At 69.9% G+C, this 18,374-nt stretch carries 16 protein-coding genes and 1 pseudogene; 11 read left to right on the top strand and 6 right to left on the bottom strand.

Features of this window, described 5'->3' with window-relative positions; genetic code table 11:
- Nucleotides 1-603 precede the first annotated feature (603 nt).
- Complete coding sequence (locus ACFPIJ_RS00085; RefSeq protein ID WP_380112422.1) at nt 604-957, top strand: hypothetical protein; 354 nt, start codon at nt 604-606, stop codon at nt 955-957.
- A gap of 539 nt (nt 958-1,496) precedes the next feature.
- Here ACFPIJ_RS00085 and ACFPIJ_RS00080 read toward each other — a convergent pair.
- Nucleotides 1,497-2,120 (bottom strand): hypothetical protein, encoded by a 624-nt coding sequence (locus tag ACFPIJ_RS00080; RefSeq protein ID WP_380112421.1) that lies wholly within the window; start codon nt 2,118-2,120, stop codon nt 1,497-1,499.
- A 79-nt stretch (nt 2,121-2,199) separates the two neighbouring features.
- Nucleotides 2,200-2,382: pseudogene (locus ACFPIJ_RS00075) on the bottom strand (ATP-binding protein); the annotation flags it as partial.
- A 228-nt stretch (nt 2,383-2,610) separates the two neighbouring features.
- Between ACFPIJ_RS00075 and ACFPIJ_RS00070 the strand changes: the two are divergent.
- The 8 genes from ACFPIJ_RS00070 (at nt 2,611) to ACFPIJ_RS00035 (ending at nt 11,311) form a co-directional block, all read left to right on the top strand.
- On the top strand, nt 2,611-3,132 hold the full coding sequence (locus tag ACFPIJ_RS00070; protein ID WP_380112420.1) for an FAD:protein FMN transferase: 522 nt from the start codon (nt 2,611-2,613) through the stop codon (nt 3,130-3,132).
- 281 nt (nt 3,133-3,413) lie between these two features.
- Complete coding sequence (locus ACFPIJ_RS00065) at nt 3,414-4,832, top strand: GDSL-type esterase/lipase family protein (RefSeq protein ID WP_380112419.1); 1,419 nt, start codon at nt 3,414-3,416, stop codon at nt 4,830-4,832.
- A 351-nt stretch (nt 4,833-5,183) separates the two neighbouring features.
- Entirely contained in the window at nt 5,184-7,097 is a 1,914-nt protein-coding gene (locus tag ACFPIJ_RS00060) for a sensor histidine kinase (RefSeq protein ID WP_380112418.1), read from the top strand.
- Between the two features lie 265 nt (nt 7,098-7,362).
- Nucleotides 7,363-7,779 carry a sensor histidine kinase gene (locus ACFPIJ_RS00055; protein ID WP_380112417.1) on the top strand — a complete coding sequence of 139 codons (417 nt, stop codon included), beginning with the start codon at nt 7,363-7,365 and terminating at the stop codon, nt 7,777-7,779.
- Nucleotides 7,772-8,203, top strand: coding sequence for an FAD-dependent oxidoreductase (locus ACFPIJ_RS00050; RefSeq protein WP_380112416.1), 432 nt, complete (start codon nt 7,772-7,774; stop codon nt 8,201-8,203). The genes ACFPIJ_RS00055 and ACFPIJ_RS00050 overlap by 8 nt, the downstream gene beginning before the upstream one ends.
- A gap of 9 nt (nt 8,204-8,212) precedes the next feature.
- Nucleotides 8,213-9,160, top strand: coding sequence for an NmrA/HSCARG family protein (locus tag ACFPIJ_RS00045; RefSeq protein ID WP_380112415.1), 948 nt, complete (start codon nt 8,213-8,215; stop codon nt 9,158-9,160).
- Nucleotides 9,161-9,253: 93 nt separating this feature from the next.
- Nucleotides 9,254-10,333: an MBL fold metallo-hydrolase gene (locus ACFPIJ_RS00040; RefSeq protein ID WP_380112414.1), complete on the top strand. Its 1,080-nt coding sequence runs from the start codon at nt 9,254-9,256 to the stop codon at nt 10,331-10,333.
- A gap of 120 nt (nt 10,334-10,453) precedes the next feature.
- Nucleotides 10,454-11,311 carry a helix-turn-helix transcriptional regulator gene (locus tag ACFPIJ_RS00035; protein ID WP_380112413.1) on the top strand — a complete coding sequence of 286 codons (858 nt, stop codon included), beginning with the start codon at nt 10,454-10,456 and terminating at the stop codon, nt 11,309-11,311.
- Nucleotides 11,312-11,400: 89 nt separating this feature from the next.
- On the opposite strand, the gene ACFPIJ_RS00030 is transcribed toward ACFPIJ_RS00035, so the two are convergent.
- A complete protein-coding gene (locus ACFPIJ_RS00030) occupies nt 11,401-14,232 on the bottom strand; it encodes a LuxR C-terminal-related transcriptional regulator (protein WP_380112412.1) in 2,832 nt (943 codons plus the stop codon).
- 474 nt (nt 14,233-14,706) lie between these two features.
- Nucleotides 14,707-14,928, bottom strand: a complete 222-nt coding sequence (locus ACFPIJ_RS00025) for a hypothetical protein (protein WP_380112411.1) — start codon at nt 14,926-14,928, stop codon at nt 14,707-14,709.
- 252 nt (nt 14,929-15,180) lie between these two features.
- Between ACFPIJ_RS00025 and ACFPIJ_RS00020 the strand changes: the two genes are divergently transcribed.
- On the top strand, nt 15,181-15,651 hold the full coding sequence (locus ACFPIJ_RS00020) for a hypothetical protein (RefSeq protein WP_380112410.1): 471 nt from the start codon (nt 15,181-15,183) through the stop codon (nt 15,649-15,651).
- Between the two features lie 1,218 nt (nt 15,652-16,869).
- Entirely contained in the window at nt 16,870-17,289 is a 420-nt protein-coding gene (locus ACFPIJ_RS00015) for a PPOX class F420-dependent oxidoreductase (protein ID WP_380112409.1), read from the top strand.
- Between the two features lie 417 nt (nt 17,290-17,706).
- Here ACFPIJ_RS00015 and ACFPIJ_RS00010 read toward each other — a convergent pair whose 3' ends face one another.
- Together ACFPIJ_RS00010 and ACFPIJ_RS00005 are read right to left on the bottom strand one after the other, a co-directional pair.
- On the bottom strand, nt 17,707-18,006 hold the full coding sequence (locus tag ACFPIJ_RS00010) for a hypothetical protein (RefSeq protein WP_380112407.1): 300 nt from the start codon (nt 18,004-18,006) through the stop codon (nt 17,707-17,709).
- Between the two features lie 166 nt (nt 18,007-18,172).
- On the bottom strand, nt 18,173-18,374 hold a 202-nt coding region (locus ACFPIJ_RS00005; RefSeq protein ID WP_380112406.1), incomplete at its 5' end, for a hypothetical protein.

Raw genomic sequence — 18,374 nt, 5'->3', positions numbered from 1 at the left:
GCACTTGCGCCTGGGCAACTAGGCACAGAAGGCTTCGGAGCAGCCTCAGCTCCATCACAGGCCGCATACACGGACCTCACATGAACGGCTGGCACTCTCTGCACAACTGCCTGAGTAGAGGAGCGCCATCATGACCGACTACGACCCGACAAACCCCCACGAGCCGCTTCCCGCAGCCCCGTTTCGGGCGTGACTTCAGGGCCGCCGGTTGCCGGAAGTCCAGGCGACGCCGGCGCTGCGCTGCCTCCCTCGCCAGCGTCCTCACCAGACTCGTCGGCCTCGGTAACTCCGGCCAAGCAGGCGCGCCGCCCTGGATTACGGCGATTGCTGTCGAACAGAGGAATCGGAGGGGTCGGGGGCGCTGCGCTGATGTGTGCGGTGATCGGACTTTCCGCCGGTTGCGCCGCGTCTCCCTCGGCGACAGCCACGTCCCCTTTGGCGTCAGCAAGCCACGGCGTGCCCGGCAGTGGCGCCTCTGGCAGGCCCGGGTCCGGCGGCGGGGGATCCAACGCTCGGTCTGGACCGGCCGCAGGGGGAGCAGCCGGCGCAGTCGACAGCGTGTCTACGTCAAGCTTCACAATGTCGACATCAGCCGGTCAGAAGGTGACCGTCAACGAGGCGTCCGCCACGACGTACCAGAAGGGGACGAGCGCGACCTCGGCGAGTGCCATTGCAGCAGGCGAAACCGTCCTCGTACTTGGCACGACCAATGGAACGACCATCACGGCCACGCAGGGCATCGTGCAACCGGCAGGCGACTACGGATCTGCGGCTTCCTCGGCGGCAGGGGTGGTCCCCTTCCAGCGCGGTGCACCGACCACGGCAAAGCAGGTCGGCCAGATCCCAGCGAACTACACCGAGAGGTCAGGGACGGTCGTCAGCGCAACGGCTGCGAATCAGGCAACGGAAGCTTCGCTGGCCGGCTTCCCGGGGGGGGCGACCGCGTCGTGCAGCTGAGCAGCGGCGAGTACGAGGTCCACAACATCGGCGTCAACTGGCCACACCACGTCTTCGTCACCCAGGACTTCAAGGCCGTCGGCGCCAACTAGCGGCAGCTGTGGAGCTTCGGCGCCACTCCCGTCGTATCTGGCCGTAGGCAGTGTCTGGTGGCTTGCGTGGATGTCACGCAGTGCGGCACGGGGTCGCGGTGTTGCGCTGGCGGGTCGGCCAGCCTCGACCGCCGTGGCCGGATCGGGCTGTGCTGTCCGCACAGGCACTGATTCAGCTGGAGGCCGGCAGCTGAGCCGGCGCATGACGCCGCGTGGCTTGCCGCCTCACGGCGGTTGAGGCGGCGAACGCGACCTGGCGGTGGACGGCGTCGCCCGCTACATCGACCGGTGTGGCAGTCGCAGCGTGCCCCGCGCCGTGCCGGCGGCCGTCGCCGCCAGGACGATGCCACCTCATGCGCCGCCGCCACGGCGGACGCCGAGAACGCATGCGCGACCGGCTCCGCATCGCCGCCGACTTCGACCTCCTCGCCGCAGCAGTCAACCTCGTCAGATAGAAAGGCCCTGCGCGGGCGCGTTGGCCAGCACGGCCGCCGCGGCGACGACCGCGACGAAAGCCGTCGCCGCGGCTATGCCCCAACCGGCCCGCACCGTGTCGCCGAGCAGCAGGACGCCGACGGCCGACGGCACGGCGACCTCGACGATCCACAGCAGCGCGGTGACCGGACCGACCTGGCCGTGTTCCAGCGCGTGCGCGTAGAGCGGCATTCCGGTGCCGCCGAACCCGAGCAACCCCCAGACCAGCGGATCGGCGGCCAACGTTCCCAGAACCATCGGAAGATCCGGCGGCGACAGTACGGGCAGGATCAGCGCACGCGCACACAGCGCGGTACCGCCGAACGCCAGCCCGGCCAGCGCCGCGCTCGCGCCGGGCGGCCCCCGCCGCACGCCGACCCAGCCGGCCACCGCCACCGGAACGCACACCGCGGCCAGGCCGAACCGCACCGCGCTGGACAGCCGCGCCGGCTCCTGCGGACCGGACGACGTGGCCAGCACCCCGAGGGCGACGACGGCGGCCACGTCGACCGCCCGCAGCCGCACCGCCAGCGCGAGCCGTGCGACCACGACCGTCACCGTTAGAGACCCCGCGAGGATCGCCTGCTCCTGGTACACCGGCACGATCGCCTGCAGGATGGCTAGGCCAAGCCGCCGGTGCCGACGGTGTGACGCCGGGACGCCTCGCGGTGAAGCGGTCGAAGATGGTGGAAACCAGGTCGGCCGGGATGCCCGGACTGTCGTCCAGGACGGTGAGGGTGGCCTGCCTCTCCGCCACCACCAGCCGCGTCGCCACCGTGGTGCCCGGCGGCGTATGGACGCGGCCATTGCTCAGGAGGTTCGCCACCAGCTCGCGGAGGCTGCCCTCATCGCCCGTCACGATAATCGGCTCGTCGGGCAGCTCGAGACGCCAGTAGTGATCCGGACCGGGGATCCGGGCGTCGCTGACCGCGTCGGCGACAGCGGTGGTCCTTCGCCATGGTGTCGGCTCACCCGGCTCCCGCCTGGCGGCAGGTGCGACCGGACAGGACTCCGTCAGGCGGCGCACAGCCCACGGATAACTTTGCTACCCAGCATGGGACCCACGACACCGAGGAGTGAGGATCCGATGTATCAGGACAGCATTCCGCACACCCGCATGACAGGCGCCGCCATGTGGCCGGTGTGGAACACGACCATGCACCTGCTCGTCACCTTGCGGGACCAGCTCCCCGACGCACGGAGACTGGTCATCGACCAGGTGGCCGCCATCGACGAGGCGTGCAACCCCTTCCGCGCCGATTCGGAGGTCCGCGCGCTGCAACCGGCCGAGGGTCGGCAGGTGCGCGTGAGCGCGCTGCTGGCGGAACTGGTGGCGGTTTCGCTGCGTGCGGCGGTGCTCAGCGAGGGTGACCTCGACCCGCTCGCCGGCGACCGGCCGCCGCACACCGGGACGACCGGCGGGGAGGCGCCGGACTGGCGGAGGATCAGCCGCGTCGGGGCGCGACCTCACCCTGCCGGCGGGCCGGGCGTGGTAGCGACTTCTCGGCTGCTGTCCGGCCGGTACCGGCTGATCGAACCCATCGGCAAGGGCGGCATGTCGGTCGTGTGGGTGCGCACGACGAGGTGCTCAAGCGCCGGGTGGCCGTGAAAACTGCTCGACACGGAGCAGCGCGACGAAGGCAGCTGCGCGCCGAGGCGCAGGCCGCCGCGCCGCTGAGCCACCCCGACGTCTGCGTCGTCCGCGGCACTGACCGGCCGGCGCCCCGCGGACGGGCAGCCGCCCGGCCGGGTGTGACGGCGCGTCGCCCGAAAGCGCCGAAATCCTGTGCGTCCCCCGGATGGGAGAACCGAGAAGTCGTGAGGTCCGAGAACGGGCGGGGGCTTCGTGCCGTCCTGCGAGAGGCACGCACCCTGCCGACCGTGTTGCTGATGGCGTTCTGTCTGCTCGTCGGCATTCCCGCGACCATCGCGCTGACGCCACCCCAGCAGTTGACGGTCGCCGGTCAGGAGCTGTTCGTGGGCGCGCGGGTGCCCAGCCCGTCGCTGTCCGGGCCGGTCCAACTGGTGCAGATCGGCAACACCCGGCTCGACGTCGCGCCCCTGGAGGTCTACGGACCCCTGCGACCGCAGCTGACGCTCGGGCCGATCCAGCGCAACGCCGCGGCCGCCGCCGCGGCCGACCCTGCGACGGGCTCACAGGTGCGGGCCACGGCGATGTCCACGGTCGGCACCGGGTTCCTGCGGTGGTACGGCTGGGCCACCCTCGGCCTGCTCGCCGTCACCCTTACCGCGACCGCGGTCGCCGCCCACCTCCGCATCCTGGCCACCCTCCGGCGGCAGAGCCGTCGACCACACCAGCACCTTCCGGCGGCGGAGCTGTGGCAGCGCGGCACCCGGCAGAGCCTCCGGATGACGGCCGTCGCCGTCGCGGTCACCATGGTCGCCTGGGCCGGAGCCGGGGCGCTCGCCTATTCGGGCACGGTGCAGGGGCTTCAGGGCGTCCGGTCGCTCGCCGACCTCGTCGGCACCCACCACCTCCCGCCCCTGCCGGTGGGCCCCAAGGCCACCGGCTACACCGGCGCGGTGATCGGCGACTCGCGTGCCGCCCGCGTCGGGGGCGCGCCGGTCGCCGGCGCCACCGCGGACGACACCGCCTGCGGGCGTAGCTCGGATTCCCTCGCCGGCGAGATCGGCAGCATGCAGGGGTCCCGGGTGCTGAACCTGGCCTGCTCCGGGGCCTCCATCCCCAGCGGCCTGCTCGGTCCGCAGACACAGGGCGGGCGGACGCTACCCAGCCAGGTCGGGCGGTTGCAGCAGGTGCAAGGACTGAAGTTCGTCACGGTCGTGATTGGCCCGAACGACCTGTCCTGGGGCGACTTCCTGCGATACTGCTACGCCGCTGACTGCCAGGACAACCTCACCGAGGGCGAGTTCGACTACCGGCTCGCCGCGTTCGACCGGGACTACGGTGAGCTCCTCCAGGCGCTCAACGACCTCCCCGGCCGGCCGCAGATCATCGTCATGACGTCCTACGACGTGTTCAATCCGGACGCGAACTGCGGCGACGCCAAGGGCCCGGCCGGCGTCAGCGGGCTGACACCGGCCGGCATCACGGTGTTGTCGAGCCGCAACAAGGCGCTCAACGACCTGCTGGTCAGCGGCGCGCAGAAGTACCGGTTCAGCATCGCCACGCCACGGCTCGCCCCGCTGTGCACCGACAGCGTCGACGGTCTCGGCGCCGACATCCAGGGCCTCGGCGACAGCAACCCCTTCCACCCGACCGGGACCGGGTCGATCCGGATGGCCTCTGCCGTGGTGGCGGCCGTCAAGCCGGACGCCGGCGGCTGACCCCCGCCGGTGGACCGGTAATCTGGTTATCCTCCGAAGGTGGAGGGCCGGGACCCGGTCGCGGACGTCGAGGGCCTGGCTCAAACGTTGATGTCGGGCCGGTCGACCCGTCGGTTGTCACCCGGTGGCCCACTCGATTGCGATCGGTGACCGGCATAGCGTGACGTGCGGTGACCGGCTCGGTGGTTGTCGGGGCGGACACGACGGCCTCGTCGCGGTGTCCAGCTTGCGAAGCCGCCATGGCCGGGGGTGGGGGTGACGCGGCGAATCGCTTGCGCCGTACCACCAGCCAGTGGCGATCAGGGTGATGCTGGTGGCGCGTCGGGTTGTGGAGAGAGGTTCGGTTCGGTGATGCAGGCACGCCTTGCGGCTTGGCTGGTGCGGCCGAAGCCGCCGCCGCTCGCGCTGGGGATCACGGTCGGCGCGCTGTTCGTCGTGGTCGAGACACTGCTGGTCTATCCGCTCGGACGCGTCGCGTCGCTGAACACCCTGGTGGTGGTCTTCCTCCCGGGTGTGCTGGTGGTCTCGACGGTGTGGGGCCTGTGGCTGGGGGTGGCGGTGCTGGTCGTGAGCGCCACGGCTTACAACATCTTCTACGTCCCGCCCGTTCGGCGCCTCGACGTCCAGGACACGAAGGAGTGGGTGGAACTCGCAGTGTTCCTCGTCGTGGCGATGCTGGCCAGTTCGTTGGCCCAGCTGGCCCGCGTCCGGGCGGTCGAGGCGGTCGAACGCCGCCGGGAGTCCGACGTCTTCGCCGATCTGGCCCGCCTCATGCTGGCTTCGGACGATCTGCGCTCGTGGCTGCCGGAGGCGTCGCGCCGCCTGGCGCGGGCGTTGCAGCTGCCGTTCGCGGCGATCGAGCTCGACAGCGTCCCAGGCGACGAACGGCGGGTGGCGTTCCCGCTGCGGTACGGCTCTCGGACCGGGACCCTTAGCGTCTCGGCCGGCGTGTCTGAGTCGATCCTGCGGCAGCTGCGCGACCGGGTGGTGCCCCGGCTGGAGCTCCTGCTGCGGACCGCGAGCGAGCGTGAGGCCACGGGCAACTCTCTGCGCGAGCTCGCTAGCGAGCAGGCGAGCCTGCGGCGGGTGGCGGTGCTCGTCGCGCACGGTGTGCCCCCGGCCGACGTTGTCGCCGCGGTCGCCGCCGAGACGGCGCAGCTGTTCGACGCGGACGCCTCGAGGCTGTTCCGTTTCGAGACCGCCGGCACCGTCACCGTAGTCGCCGAGCACAGCAAGCCGGGCCTCGAGCGCCTGCTGGACGGTGGGCCCTTCGTCGAGGGCGGTATCACGGAGCTGGTGCTCCGTACCTCCCGCCCGGCCCGCGTGGACAGCTACGACGACCGCCGCGGTGCCTTCGCCGACCTGGTTCGGGCGAAAGGCATCCGCTCGTCGGTCGCCGCGCCGATCATGGTCGAGGGCCGCGTGGGGGGCGCCCTCGTTGTCCTGTGGGCCCGGCGAGAGCCGCCGCCACCCGATACCGAAAACCGGCTGGCGCAGTTCGCCGACCTCGTCGGCACCGCCGTCGCGAACACCGAGAGCCGGGCGGAGCTCAACATGTCGCGTACCCGGATCGTCCTGGCCGCCGATGAGGCCCGCCGCCGTATCGAACGCGACCTGCACGACGGCGTCCAGCAGCGCCTCGTGTCGCTCGGCCTCGAACTCCGCGAGGCCCAGGCGCTGCTGCCGGGCGACCCCGACGAGGTCAAGGAGCGGCTCGACCGGACAACCGAAGGCCTGGCCAACGCGTTCCATGACCTGCAGGAGATCTCCCGTGGCCTCCACCCGGCCATCCTCTCCCAGGGTGGCCTGAGACCCGCGCTGAAGACGCTCGCCCGCCGCAGCCCCGTCCCTGTCACGATCAACCCAGGCCCCAAACGCCAGCTACCTAGTTGCGTCGAGGTCGCCGCGTACTACATCGTGTCCGAGGCGCTCACCAACGTGGCCAAGCACGCCCACGCCTCCTCGATCGACGTCGACGTCGACGTCACCGCCGACGACACAAGCCAGCGGGAGATCCTCACCCTGTCGATCCGCGACGACGGCATCGGCGGCGCCGACCCGGCGCTCGGCTCGGGGCTCGTGGGTCTCGTCGACCGGGTCGAGGCGCTCGGTGGACACCTGCGGTTCGCAAGTCCGGTAGGTCACGGGACGTCACTGTTCGTCACGCTACCAACCGACATCGACTGCGGGCAGCTGCTTGACACCGCGTCGGCAGATGTTGATTCAGTGAGCGCGCGCAGCAGCTCGCGTACAGCGATGCGCTGAAGCAGTCGGATGTTCGTAGACGCAGGTCACCGGTTCCGTTGCGTACCGGGCCGGCAAATCGCACTGCCTTGAAACTGGCGTAACGGCACGACGGTGTCCAGCAGCGCCTGGTGTCGCTCGACCTGGAACTTCGCGCGGCGGAGGCGTCGGTGCCCGCCGACTGCGGCGAGCTCAAGGCCCAGCTGTCCCGGACGAGCGAAGGTTCGACGACCTGCGGGAGATCTCCCGGGGCCTCCACCCGGCCATCCTGTCCCAGGGCGGCCTCATGTCCGCGCTCAAGACGCTCGCCCGCCGAAGCCCCGCCCCGGTCACCGTCAGCCCGGGTCCCAAGCGCCGGCTGCCCGACTGCGTCGAGGTGGCCGCGTACTACGTCGTGTCCGAGGCGCTCACGAATGCCGCCAAATATGCACAGGCCTCCGCGGTCGACGTCAACGTGGACATCACCGTCGATCGCGCGACCGGGCGTGAGGTGCTCGTGGTTTCAGTTCGCGACGACGGTGTCGGGGGAGCCGACCCGGCCCTCGGCTCGGGGTTGGTGGGCCTCACCGACCGGGTCGAGGCGCTTGGCGGGCACCTGAGGTTGTCGAGTCCGGCAGGTCGCGGGACGTCGCTGTTCGCCACCCTGCCGACCGACGTCGACTGCCAGCGGCTGCACGCTGCGTCTCAGAGGTCTGATGCGTGAACGGGCGCAGCGCACTCGGCCACCGTGCGTGCGACGACAGATCGGCGCCGTGGCCGCCGACCTGCAGCGGGGGCACGGCGTCGACCTGCGCTGTGGCGTCACCGTCTCCTCACTGGAGGGCGACGGTGACGGCCGGCTGCGCCGCGCCCACCTGTCCGACGGGACCACCGTCGACACCGACGTGGCGGTAGTGGCGCTGGGCGCGGTGCGCAACACCGAATGGCTGCACGGTCCCGGGCTGGCCGCCGGCGTCTGGGGCGTGGGCTGTGATCCACCGTGGTGCCACTGCGATCACCGTCCACGGCTGTATCGGGTCAGTTTGCGAGCCGCGCCCAGTCTGTACCTGGTTGGTCCTCCAGTGTGCTCGCACGATCGAGCCGTGACAGGGCGCAGAACCCGGGCCCGTCACGCAGACACGATGTGAGGAGTGACGGTGTCGGAGAAGAAGATCATCGCGGTGGTGGGAGCCACGGGTGCGCAGGGTGGTGGGCTGGCGAGCGCCATCCTGGCGGACCCGGACGGGCCGTTCGCGGTCCGCGTGATCACCCGCCGGGCGGGTTCGGACAAGGCGCGTGCGCTGGCCGAGCGCGGGGCGGAGGTGGTCGAGGCGGACCTCGGGGACGAGGCCAGCCTGCGCCGGGCGTTCGCCGGCGCGTACGGCGCGTACGTGGTGACGAACTACTGGGAAGGCATGTCCCCGCAGATCGAGCTGGCCCAGGCCGGTAACGCGGCGCGGGCGGCGAAGGGCGCCGGGCTTGCGCACGTCATCTGGTCGACGCTGGAGGACACCCGCGCGCACATCCCGGTCACCGACCCGCGGGTGCCGGTCCTTGAGGGGTCGTACACGGTTCCGCACTTCGACGCCAAGGCCGAGGCGGACCGGTTCTTCATCGACCTCGGCGTGCCGACGACGTTGCTGCGCACCACCTTCTACTGGGAGGCGTTCCTGCAGGGCTTCGCCCCGCGCCGCGATGACACCGGCCGCCTGGTGCTGACGCTGCCGATGGGTGACAGCGCGTTGGCCGGGATCGCCGCCGAGGACATCGGCCGGGTCGCGCTGGGCGTCTTCGCCCGTGGCGAGGAGTTCATTGGCGCTACGGTCAGCATCGCCGGCGAACATCTGACCGGCGAGCAGCTGGCGGCGGGGTTCGCTGAGCTGTACGGCGAGCCGGTCGCCTACCGGCCGCTGACCCACGACGAGTTCCGCGCGCTGGGCATGCCCGCCGCCGCGGAGATCGGCAACATGTTCCAGTACTACACCGAGGCCGCCGACGCGTTTACCGGCGCCCGCGACCTGGACCTCGTCCGGAACCTGCACCCCGGCCTGCAGACTTTCCGCGACTGGCTGACCGCGCACAAAGACGCCCTCACCACCGACTGAGCCAGCCGGGCTGAGCCCACCCGACCGGCCACTCGGCCCGGCCCGGCCACTGTGGACAGCTGCCTTCATCGCACGATTCAAGGAGAGACAACCGTGTCCGAATCCACGCCGTCCACGAGCCGGCGGTCGTTCCTCACCCGGACCGCCGCCGTCGTGGCCGCACCGTCGATCGCCACGCTGGCGGTCGGTGCCCTTGCCGGACCTGCATCCGCCCGACCCGCGTACGCCGAAATCACGCTTCCCGACTACGCGCCTGTCCCTGCATCGGCGCTCGGGCCTGCGCTCAACGAGCAGGGCTACTACATCGGGCAGGTGGAGCGGAACCTGTACTGGGTGACCGATGGCACCTACCAGGCGGCGTTCTTGACCACCAGCGACGGTGTCGTGCTGTTCGACGCGCCCCCGACGATCGGGCACAACCTGCAGCGGGCCATCGACCAGATCGCCGCCGCCAACGGTGTGTCGAACAAGGTGACGCATCTGGTGTACTCGCACCACCACGCCGACCATCTCGGCGCCTCGTCGCTGTTCGGCCGCAACGTGGTGCGGTTCGGCCACGCCGAAACCAAGCGGCTGCTGCTACGCGACAACGACCCGACCCGGCCGGCACCCGACGTCACCTTCAAGGACCGCTACACGCTGCGTGTCGGCGGGCAGCGGATCAACCTGGCCTGGCACGGCACCAACCACACGCCGGACAACGTCTACATCCACCTGCCCGACCACGACACGCTGATGCTCGTCGACGTCGCGATCCCCGGCTGGGTGCCCATCTACAACCTCAACCTCAGCGAGGACATACCCGGCTTCATGGCCGCACCGGCCACCGCCCTGTCGTACCCTTGGAAGCACTACATCGCCGGGCACCTGGGCCGGCTCGGCACCCGCGACGACGTCGTGCTGCACCAGCGGTACATCACGGACATCGCCACGAACGTGCGCACCGCCCTCGCCACCGTCGACCCGACACCGTACTTCGTGAAGTACGGCCCGAACACCTGGGCGGCGGTGAAGACGTACCTCGACGCCGTGACCGACTACGCCGCCGCACCGGTGATCGCGAAGTACACCGGCGTGCTGGCCGCCGCGGACGTGTTCACGACCAGCAGCACCCTGGTCATCCTCGAGTCGATCCGCCTCGACCTCGGTGTCGGCTCACAGGTCCATCCCTGATCATCCAACGGGCCGCGGGCGCCTCGGGCTGGCAGGGCGGTCCGAGGCGTCCGGGCGTGCGGCTCATCCACGTACAATCTGTGCCTGGCAGCATGCGGACCGCGGACAATACTTGCCGTCATGGACCGCAACGACCTGGCCGAGTTCCTGCGCACCATGCGCGAGCGGCTGCGACCACAGAACGTCGGCCTGCCGGCCGGCACCGCACGGCGCACGCCGGGGCTGCGCCGCGAAGAGGTCGCCCGGCTCGCGCATATCTCCGTCGAGTACTACGCACGGCTGGAACAGGCCCGAGGGTCCAGCCCGTCCCCGCGGGTCCTTGGCGAGCTGGCCCGCGCCCTGCGGCTCAACACCGACGAGCGCAGCCACCTCTTCGAGCTCGCCGGCGTCGTCCCGGAATCGCTGGCTGGACCGCGCTCGGACGTGCCGGCCACGGTGCTGAACCTGCTGGAACACATGACCGACATCGCGGCGTTCGTGGTCAACGCCCGCTACGACGTCATCGCCTGGAATTCCCTCGCCGCCGCCCTGTTCGAGGACTTCTCCGCCGTCCCACCGGCCCGGCGCAACCTCATCCACCGTCACTTCCTGGACCCGGACCCCGCCACACGCCACTATGGGATGACCGGCGCTGAGGAGTTCGGCCGGCTGGCAGTCGGCCAGCTGCGCACCGCCGCCGGCCGCTACCCACGTGACCCGCAGATCCGCACCATGGTCAAGACGCTGTACGAGCACAGTGCCGAGTTCGCCGAGCTGTGGGACGACCACCACGTCGAGACCGGCTTCCATCACTACAAGACCATGCGGCACCCGGTGGTCGGCACGCTCCAGCTCAACTGCGACACCCTCGCCGTGCCCATGCGCGACCAGTACCTGGTCTGCTTCACCGCCGAACGCGGCAGCCTGTCCCACAACGCACTCCGGCTGCTGTCGGTGGTCGGCACCCAGGATATGACGGCCACCATGGACGAGGGGTGACTGATCCAGGTACTTCTTGGGCCTGGATGGTCGCCGTACCGGCTGAAAACGTTGAGCAGGGAGTTCTGTTCAGCAGGTTCAGCGGTGCGTTACCGAACGGGATCGTCGGCCGTCCTGATCTTCGGTGCGGACGCTGACTGTGGGGCATGGTTGTTCTCGTCGGGCGTGATCGTGTCCAGGGCGTCGCGCAGGGCCGCGCGGGAGGTGATACCGAGCTTGGGGAAGATCCGGTGCAGGTGGCCACTCACGGTGCGGTGGGACAGGAAGAGCCGCTCGGCGATCTGTTTGTTGGTCAGACCGGTGGCGGCCAGCGTGGCGATCTGTCGTTCCTGAGCGGTCAGCGTGGCTGTGCCGGTGTCGGGTCGGGCGGTGACGGCAACTCCGGTGGCGCGGAGTTCGTGGCGGGCCCGCTGTGCCCACGGTTCGGCGCCGAGCCGGTCGAAGGTGTCGATGGCGGCGCGGAGGTGTAGGCGGGCGCGGGTGGTGTCGCGGGTGCGGCGTAGCCATTGTCCGTAGGCGAGGTGGATGCGCGCGTGTTCCCACGGCCACCGTTCGGCGTCGGGCAGGGCCAGGGCGGCCTGGAACAACGGGTCGGCCTGGTCGTCGTCGGTGGCCAGAGCCGCCGCCCCGGCGGTGATCAGCGCCGTGTGGGAGGAGAAGCGGGGGACGCCGTCCTGCTGGGCGGTGGCGACGTGGGCGCGGGCCTCCTCGACCCGCCCGGTGCGCACGTCCGCCTCGACCAGGTCCATGACCATCCAGCGGGCAGGAATGCCGGTGCCGGGGATGCCGGGCAGGCTGATCCAGGAGGTCTGGGCGTAGGCGTCTTCGTAGTCGCCCTGGCCCAGGTCCGCGATGGCGCGCGCATGCCGGGCGAATGCCTGTGTCAGCCCGAGGCCCCGCGGCGCGGCCCAGGTCATGATCTCGCTGGTCAGGGATTGGGCGAGGTCGGCGTTGCCGCGGGCGGCCGCGATGTATGCCGGCCGGATCCGAAGCTGTGCCTTGAGCAGGTGGTAGCCGTAGGTGACTGCCAGGTCCAGCCCCTCACGTGCCAGTGTCTCGGACTCGTCCCACTGCCCGTGGTGGTAGGAGTCGATGCTGAGCAGCAGCATTCCGAAAAGTACCAAGGCGATCGCGCCGCCCTCGCGTTCCTGTCCGATCATGCGCCAGACCAGGTGGCGATAGTCGGACAGGGCGTCCATCCGCACGGCCGCGAAGGCCAGGGGCATGAGCCACTGGGGTGCCGCTTCGGTGGGTAGCGCGGCGAAGGCGCGGGCGAGGCCCTCGTGCACCGTTGCGGAGGTCCGGTCCGGGCGGGTGTACGTGTCGTAGCACAGCCGCAGGGGCGTTGCCGCCTTCGGGTCGAATCGGGTCAGCGCGTCTCCCAGAAGGTCCCAGAACACGGGTCGGGCGGCGTAGACGCAGACGAACAGCAACGCGTACAGCAGGTCGTCGATCCACTCGCTGGTGGTCTTGGCGGTGCCCGCGTCGTCGAGCGCCCGGGTCAGCAGGCGATACGCGCCATCGACATCGCCCTCGGCATGAAACAGGTACACCGCCGTAGCCGCGGCGAAGACCGATCCGCTGCGCGTACCCGAGACCAGCCGGGCATTGTCTGCCTCCCGGGCGCCGGCCAGCAACCGGGGCACCTGGTCCAGCGGGCCGGTGCTGCTGGCCAGGTACGCGGCCTCGATCAGCCGGCGGGAACGGTCGGCCGGTTGCGGGCTCAGTTCGGCAGCGCGTACCAGCGCGGTCACCGCGGTGGCCGCACCGCCACGGCGGAACTCGGCAAGGAACGCCTGCTCCAGCGCGTGGGCCACCGTTTCGTCCGGGCCGGTCGCGGCTTCGGCAAGATGCCACGCCCTCGAGCACGGCTCGTCGGTCACGGCGGCCAGAGCTTCGTGCGCCCAGCGGCGCTCGGCCGGTGAGGACAGTTGCACGATCGCCGAGCGGATCAGCGGAGGGCGAAACGACATGCGGCTGACGACCGGGTCCGCAACGATCAGGCCGGTCTGTCGCGCTGGCTCAAGATCATCGACATCCGCGCGACCCGTGGCCGGCAGGAGCATGGCCAGGCCGGCCTCGGGCTTCAGCGTGGCCAGCAGCAGCCGGTGGCGGGTCGGTGCGGGCAGGCTCTCGATCGCCGGGGCAAAGGCGGCCTCCAGCCGCCTGGAAAGCGGCAGGAACACGGGCAGCGGCTCCTCGCCGTGGCGCTGCCGGTCGGTCAGCGCCACGGGCAACTCGCGCAGCGCGAGGGGGTTGCCGGCAGCCTCGTCGAGCAGCCGACGCCGCACCGGCGGTGCCAGCTGCGGATGCCAGGTGTCCAGCAGGGTGGCCGCCGGCTGCTCGTCGAGCGGGCCGACATCGTGTTCGGGCAGGTGGACCTCGTCGAAGAAGCTGACGGCCGCGGTGCGGGCCGCGGCCAGGAACATCACGGGGGTATCGGCGAGGCGGCGGGCGACGAAGCCCAGCACCGTCGCGCTGGCGCGGTCCAGCCACGGCACGTCGTCGACCACCAGCAGCACCCGACGCTCGGCGCCGACCTCGCCCAGCAGGGCCAGCACCGCCGTCGAGACGACCAACGGATCCAACGAGGCTGCCCGCGCGAGATCGAAAACCCGGTCGACGACGTCACGCTGGCCCACGGCCAGCCGGTCGGCACGCTCGCGCAGCGGGTAGAGCAACTGGTGCAGCACCGAGAAGTTGATTTCCGCCTCGGACTCCACCCCGGAAGCGCGCAACACCTGCAGCCCGGCTGCCTCGGCCCGGGCCGCCGTTGCGTCCAGCAACGTTGTCTTGCCGATCCCGGGCCCGCCGCGCAAGAGCAGACTAGGGCCGGTCGGGCTGTGCCCGGCAAGCAGAGCCTCGATCAGTTCCAGCTCGTCCGAGCGCCCCAGCAGGTTGACTACGGCCCGTGATCCCACTAGCTGTCCCGTGGATGACTCTTGTTGGGAAGACGTTGCTGATCGACCGGAAAGTCTGCGGTGATCATTGCGTGAGGATCCCTTGTTTCTGCAACCGTAGCGCCCTCTTGACCAGCTGATTGTCACCAGCCCGGCGGCCTGGTGGGCCCGTGATTTCGAAACGTTGTCCGGGCCTGGGCGAGACGCAACCCAGCCCGGACTACGTATCGGTCCGCGCCGTCAGGCCAGCGCGGCACGGAGCACGGCCAGGGTCCGGGGACCGACCGGTACGTGCCCGGCCAAGGAGAGCCTGCCTCGCTTGTCGGCCAGGAGCATGAGCTCGTCGGCCATGTCCGCGCCGAGCGCGCCGGTCACGCCGACGGCATCACCGGCGAGGACGATCCGGCTGCCGTCCAGACCGTGTTCATGGCCGTGCTCGGCCTGTACCGTGCCAAAACTGTGTTCACGCTTGTGAGCTGGGGATTTGCGAGTGGATCAAGCGGCTCGGCGGTATTCGTTGATCGTGCCGCCGAGAACCCGTCGCCGGTGGATCGGTTTGTCGATCGCGATGACCGCGCCGACCCAGGTCGAGCCCGGGCGGGCCGGTGTCACCCGACCGGAATCCGGCGACGTCGCCGCCCAGACGACCAGCGTTCGGTCCAAGGCGTGGTCCATCGATACCCCCGAGAGCAGCCGTGCGCGGCGCCAACCGCGCATCCCTCCACGCCGAAGCAGATCATGACAGCCGCACGGGCGATCCTCGCAACCGGATCTGCCGCTGCATGCGCTTGATCACGTTTCCGCTCATGCCGCTGACGCAGCGCGCCGGCCGCACCTACTGCGTTCACGCTCCGTGCCTCCCCACCGATGACGCTGCAAGGCGGGTGCGGGTGCTCGGACCTGCCTATGACCGTACAGAGCAGGAGTACCCAGCGTGCCCGGTCCGCGGTACCAGGGAGACTGAGAACTGTGAGTGACAGCTACATCCGTTTGATACCGACCGACCGAGACTGGCAGCCCGAGCCCGCGGCCGCCACAGCCGCCGCGGCCTATGTGGCAGAGCTGCTGTCAGGTTCAGGCGGCGATGTCGAGCGGGTGGAGAACCAGTTCTACGAACGGGTAACGCTGATCGATGCGGGCATGTACACCACCCGAATCACCTGTCCGCGCTGCGCCGGTAGCATCGCCATGGACTGGCTGGGCGACCTGGTCAGGCAGAACGGTGGCGTGAGCTTTGAACACTTGGACGTAAGGGTTCCCTGCTGCAAGGCCGTCGTCGAACTGGACGGCTTGCACTACGACGAACCGATCGGATTCGCGCGGTTCGAGATCAGCGCCATGAATCCCACCCGGGCCCAGGGCGAGCTCGACGCCGGCGAGCTCGCCCGAGTGGCTGGCCTGCTCGGTCACTCGGTCGCCCAGATCGTCGCGCATTACTGATCCGCGCCGGCGTGCAATGATCCCATCGCCGTGAACCGGTTTACGCACATGCCGCCGACAGCGCTCGCGCGTACGAGAGCAGCCGCTCATGCGACCACCAAGAAGGACGACGCGCTGTGCCCGGCGGACGAAGGAGTGAGGTCAGGTATGGCCGTCGTGGCTGCGGCTGACGCATGACAGCAGCCCATGCCGCAACGCAGAATCGACAGGTGGCCATCACGTTACGGGCGGTCCTGGAGACCCCCTTCACGGCACCGGACCCCGTGCCGTGGCTCGTCGCCACGCTCGAACCCAGCGCCTGGCTCACCCTCGACGGCACCTGCGGCGACCCGGAGGTCGGGCTGTTCGCCGCGGTCGTCGCCGACTACAACAACATCCCGCCCGGCGAACTGGCCACCGCGGAACACCTGATCGCGCCGGGCGGCCTGATCCTGACGGATACCAACACTGCGTTCGTGCCGGGCTGCTGCTCCGGCCTGGAGGACTGGCGCGACTGGGCCCGCGCCCTCAGCGGCAGCGAACCGCCCTGGCTCGGCCACGACCCGACCCCCACGATGTCGATCGGCGACCGGATCACCGTCTGGCAGGACACCGGGCCACCAGAAAACCGCGCTCCGATCCTTTCCGGCCCGCACATCACCCTCACCCGCGCCCACCTCGCTGACCTGCTCCAGGGCGTCCACCGCGACCTCACCACGTTCACCACCGCGCTCGCCGCCTGGGCCGCCCGGCACACCACCGACGGCCCGGCCCTCACCGCCACGATCGACACCGCGTTCGCGTTCACCGCGCCGCTGGCCCCAGCGCTACCTGACGCCGCGAGCGGCCAGACGCCCTCGAACTCCTGTGCACCGCTTCACCCAAGATCACGTGCGCGCTCATGCAGCTGTCATTGTGCGGAGCTCGGGCAGCTGCTCGTTTTTCTGTGTTCGTCGCCGCTCGGCGGGGTGCACGACGTTGCGATGTACGGGGAGTCGGCGCGCTCAGCCAGCGCCAGACCTCGTCGTCCCGGCCGCCCGCTGCGAACAGGGCGGGGACATGAGACAGGGCGAGGGGCTCGAGACGTACGAAGCGGCCTTCAAGGACCGTCAATCGTCGTGACAGATCGACGACGACGGTCCCCGTTAGGGATGACACAGCAGACCGGCGTCCGCCACATCATGCCGACACTCATCCTGTGGACGCCGCCAGTCGCGACACACTTCAGGTGTGCCAGCAATGACCGAGAACGAAGCGATCGCCTTCCTGGCGGAGGAAACCCACACTGGCAAACTCGCCACGGCCGGGCCGACGGGCGACCCGCACGTGGCGCCGATCTGGTTCATCGTCGACGGCCCTGACATTGTCTTCAGTACCGGCCGTGACTCTGTGAAGGGGCGTCACCTGCGCGCCAATCCCAGAGCCGCGCTCACCGTCGACGTCGAGCGGTTCCCGTACGACTTCGTTGCGGTGCGCGGCGGCGTCTCCATCGCCGAGGATCCGTCGGACCTGACCACCTGGGCCACTCGGATCGCCGAGCGCTACGTCCCGGCCGGGGAGGCGGGGACGTACGGTCAGCTCAACAGCCAGTCCGGCAACTTGTTGTGCCGGCTACGCATGAACCGGGTCGTCGGGATCCGCGACATCGCAGCGATCTAGAGCCCTGACGACGGGACGGTTCAGTCCGAGGAACTCGCGTTCCTCGCCTCGACACCGGCCGCACTCGACGGTCGACGAATGCAGCTGACACCGCTGCGCGCCATGCCTGCGCGCTCGGGTGTAGACCCACGCTGTCATGCCGCTGGTCGCGCTTGATCGCATTGCCCAGACGACCACAGCAGTCCTGCATGCCAAAGGACGGCATGTTCGGCCGACTCGCCGATTGCCCCCGTCGACGTTGCACCCCGAGGTCACCAGGTTCTTGCTCGTCGGTGACAACACCATCTGCGAGACGTTCGACGACCTACAGCAACTGCGGGATGACCTTACTTGGTGAACAGGGCGTCCCATCGGTCGGTCGTCATCAGCATGACCATCCGTCTGCCGCCGTCATCGTCCCAGATCCACGAATCCGGATCAGCCAACCTCGCCGCTACCTGCGCCGCCGACATGGGTGCGGCGTTTTTCCACCCCGTCGTAAGGCTCGCGGATCTCGATCCAGTTGCGTTCCATCAGGTCGGCCACGACCTGGGCAAAGTGCGGGATCAACGACCGTACTGCCGCCTCCGATATCGGCGGCGCGATAGCAGCGCCATCGGTTGTCACCCGGTGCACGAGGAAGTTGTGGCAGTAGATGACGCCGTTGAGGTACGTCTCCTCGGTTGCGAGGGTCATCACGGCGCACTGCTCCGGTGTCAGCTCATCCCACACGCTCACAGCGCCACGGTGTCACTCGGTCGCCGTCGACCGACGGCCGCGGTGAGCTCAAGCGTCTCGGGCGCATGCGCAGCCGTATCCGCTCACGCCGCGATCCGCTCGCTGACACCCACCACGTTCGGCCGTCCGGCCGCCGGGCGCTCAAGCCGAAGTGTGCGCGGCGCAGTCAATCGAGATCGCTGCGCCGGGTGGCGGATTCGTGGAGAGGCGGCGCCGGGTGCTGGGACTGCCGGATGGTGCGTTGGGTCGTGACGACGACCCAGATCGCGTAGGTGAGGAAGAGCAGGCGCGGAGGCCAGCCGTTGAGTGGGATGACGACGGACAGTGCGTAGTGGCCCAGCAGCCCAGCCAGTGGGAGCCACTTGAGG

Origin of the sequence: Dactylosporangium cerinum (assembly GCF_042653625.1) — a bacterium.
GTDB lineage: Bacteria > Actinomycetota > Actinomycetes > Mycobacteriales > Micromonosporaceae > Dactylosporangium > Dactylosporangium cerinum.
This window is presented reverse-complemented; position numbering and strand designations above follow the sequence as displayed.

What these genes read in the sequence shown, in the direction of transcription:
- ACFPIJ_RS00050 (WP_380112416.1), top strand. Translation starts at nt 7,772, where the DNA reads ATGCGTGAACGGGCGCAGCGCACTCGGCCACCGTGCGTGCGACGACAG.
- ACFPIJ_RS00025 (WP_380112411.1), bottom strand. Translation starts at nt 14,928, where the DNA reads ATGCGCGGTTGGCGCCGCGCACGGCTGCTCTCGGGGGTATCGATGGAC.
- ACFPIJ_RS00035 (WP_380112413.1), top strand. Translation starts at nt 10,454, where the DNA reads ATGGACCGCAACGACCTGGCCGAGTTCCTGCGCACCATGCGCGAGCGG.
- ACFPIJ_RS00065 (WP_380112419.1), top strand. Translation starts at nt 3,414, where the DNA reads ATGGCGTTCTGTCTGCTCGTCGGCATTCCCGCGACCATCGCGCTGACG.
- ACFPIJ_RS00055 (WP_380112417.1), top strand. Translation starts at nt 7,363, where the DNA reads ATGTCCGCGCTCAAGACGCTCGCCCGCCGAAGCCCCGCCCCGGTCACC.
- ACFPIJ_RS00015 (WP_380112409.1), top strand. Translation starts at nt 16,870, where the DNA reads ATGACCGAGAACGAAGCGATCGCCTTCCTGGCGGAGGAAACCCACACT.
- ACFPIJ_RS00060 (WP_380112418.1), top strand. Translation starts at nt 5,184, where the DNA reads ATGCAGGCACGCCTTGCGGCTTGGCTGGTGCGGCCGAAGCCGCCGCCG.
- ACFPIJ_RS00070 (WP_380112420.1), top strand. Translation starts at nt 2,611, where the DNA reads ATGTATCAGGACAGCATTCCGCACACCCGCATGACAGGCGCCGCCATG.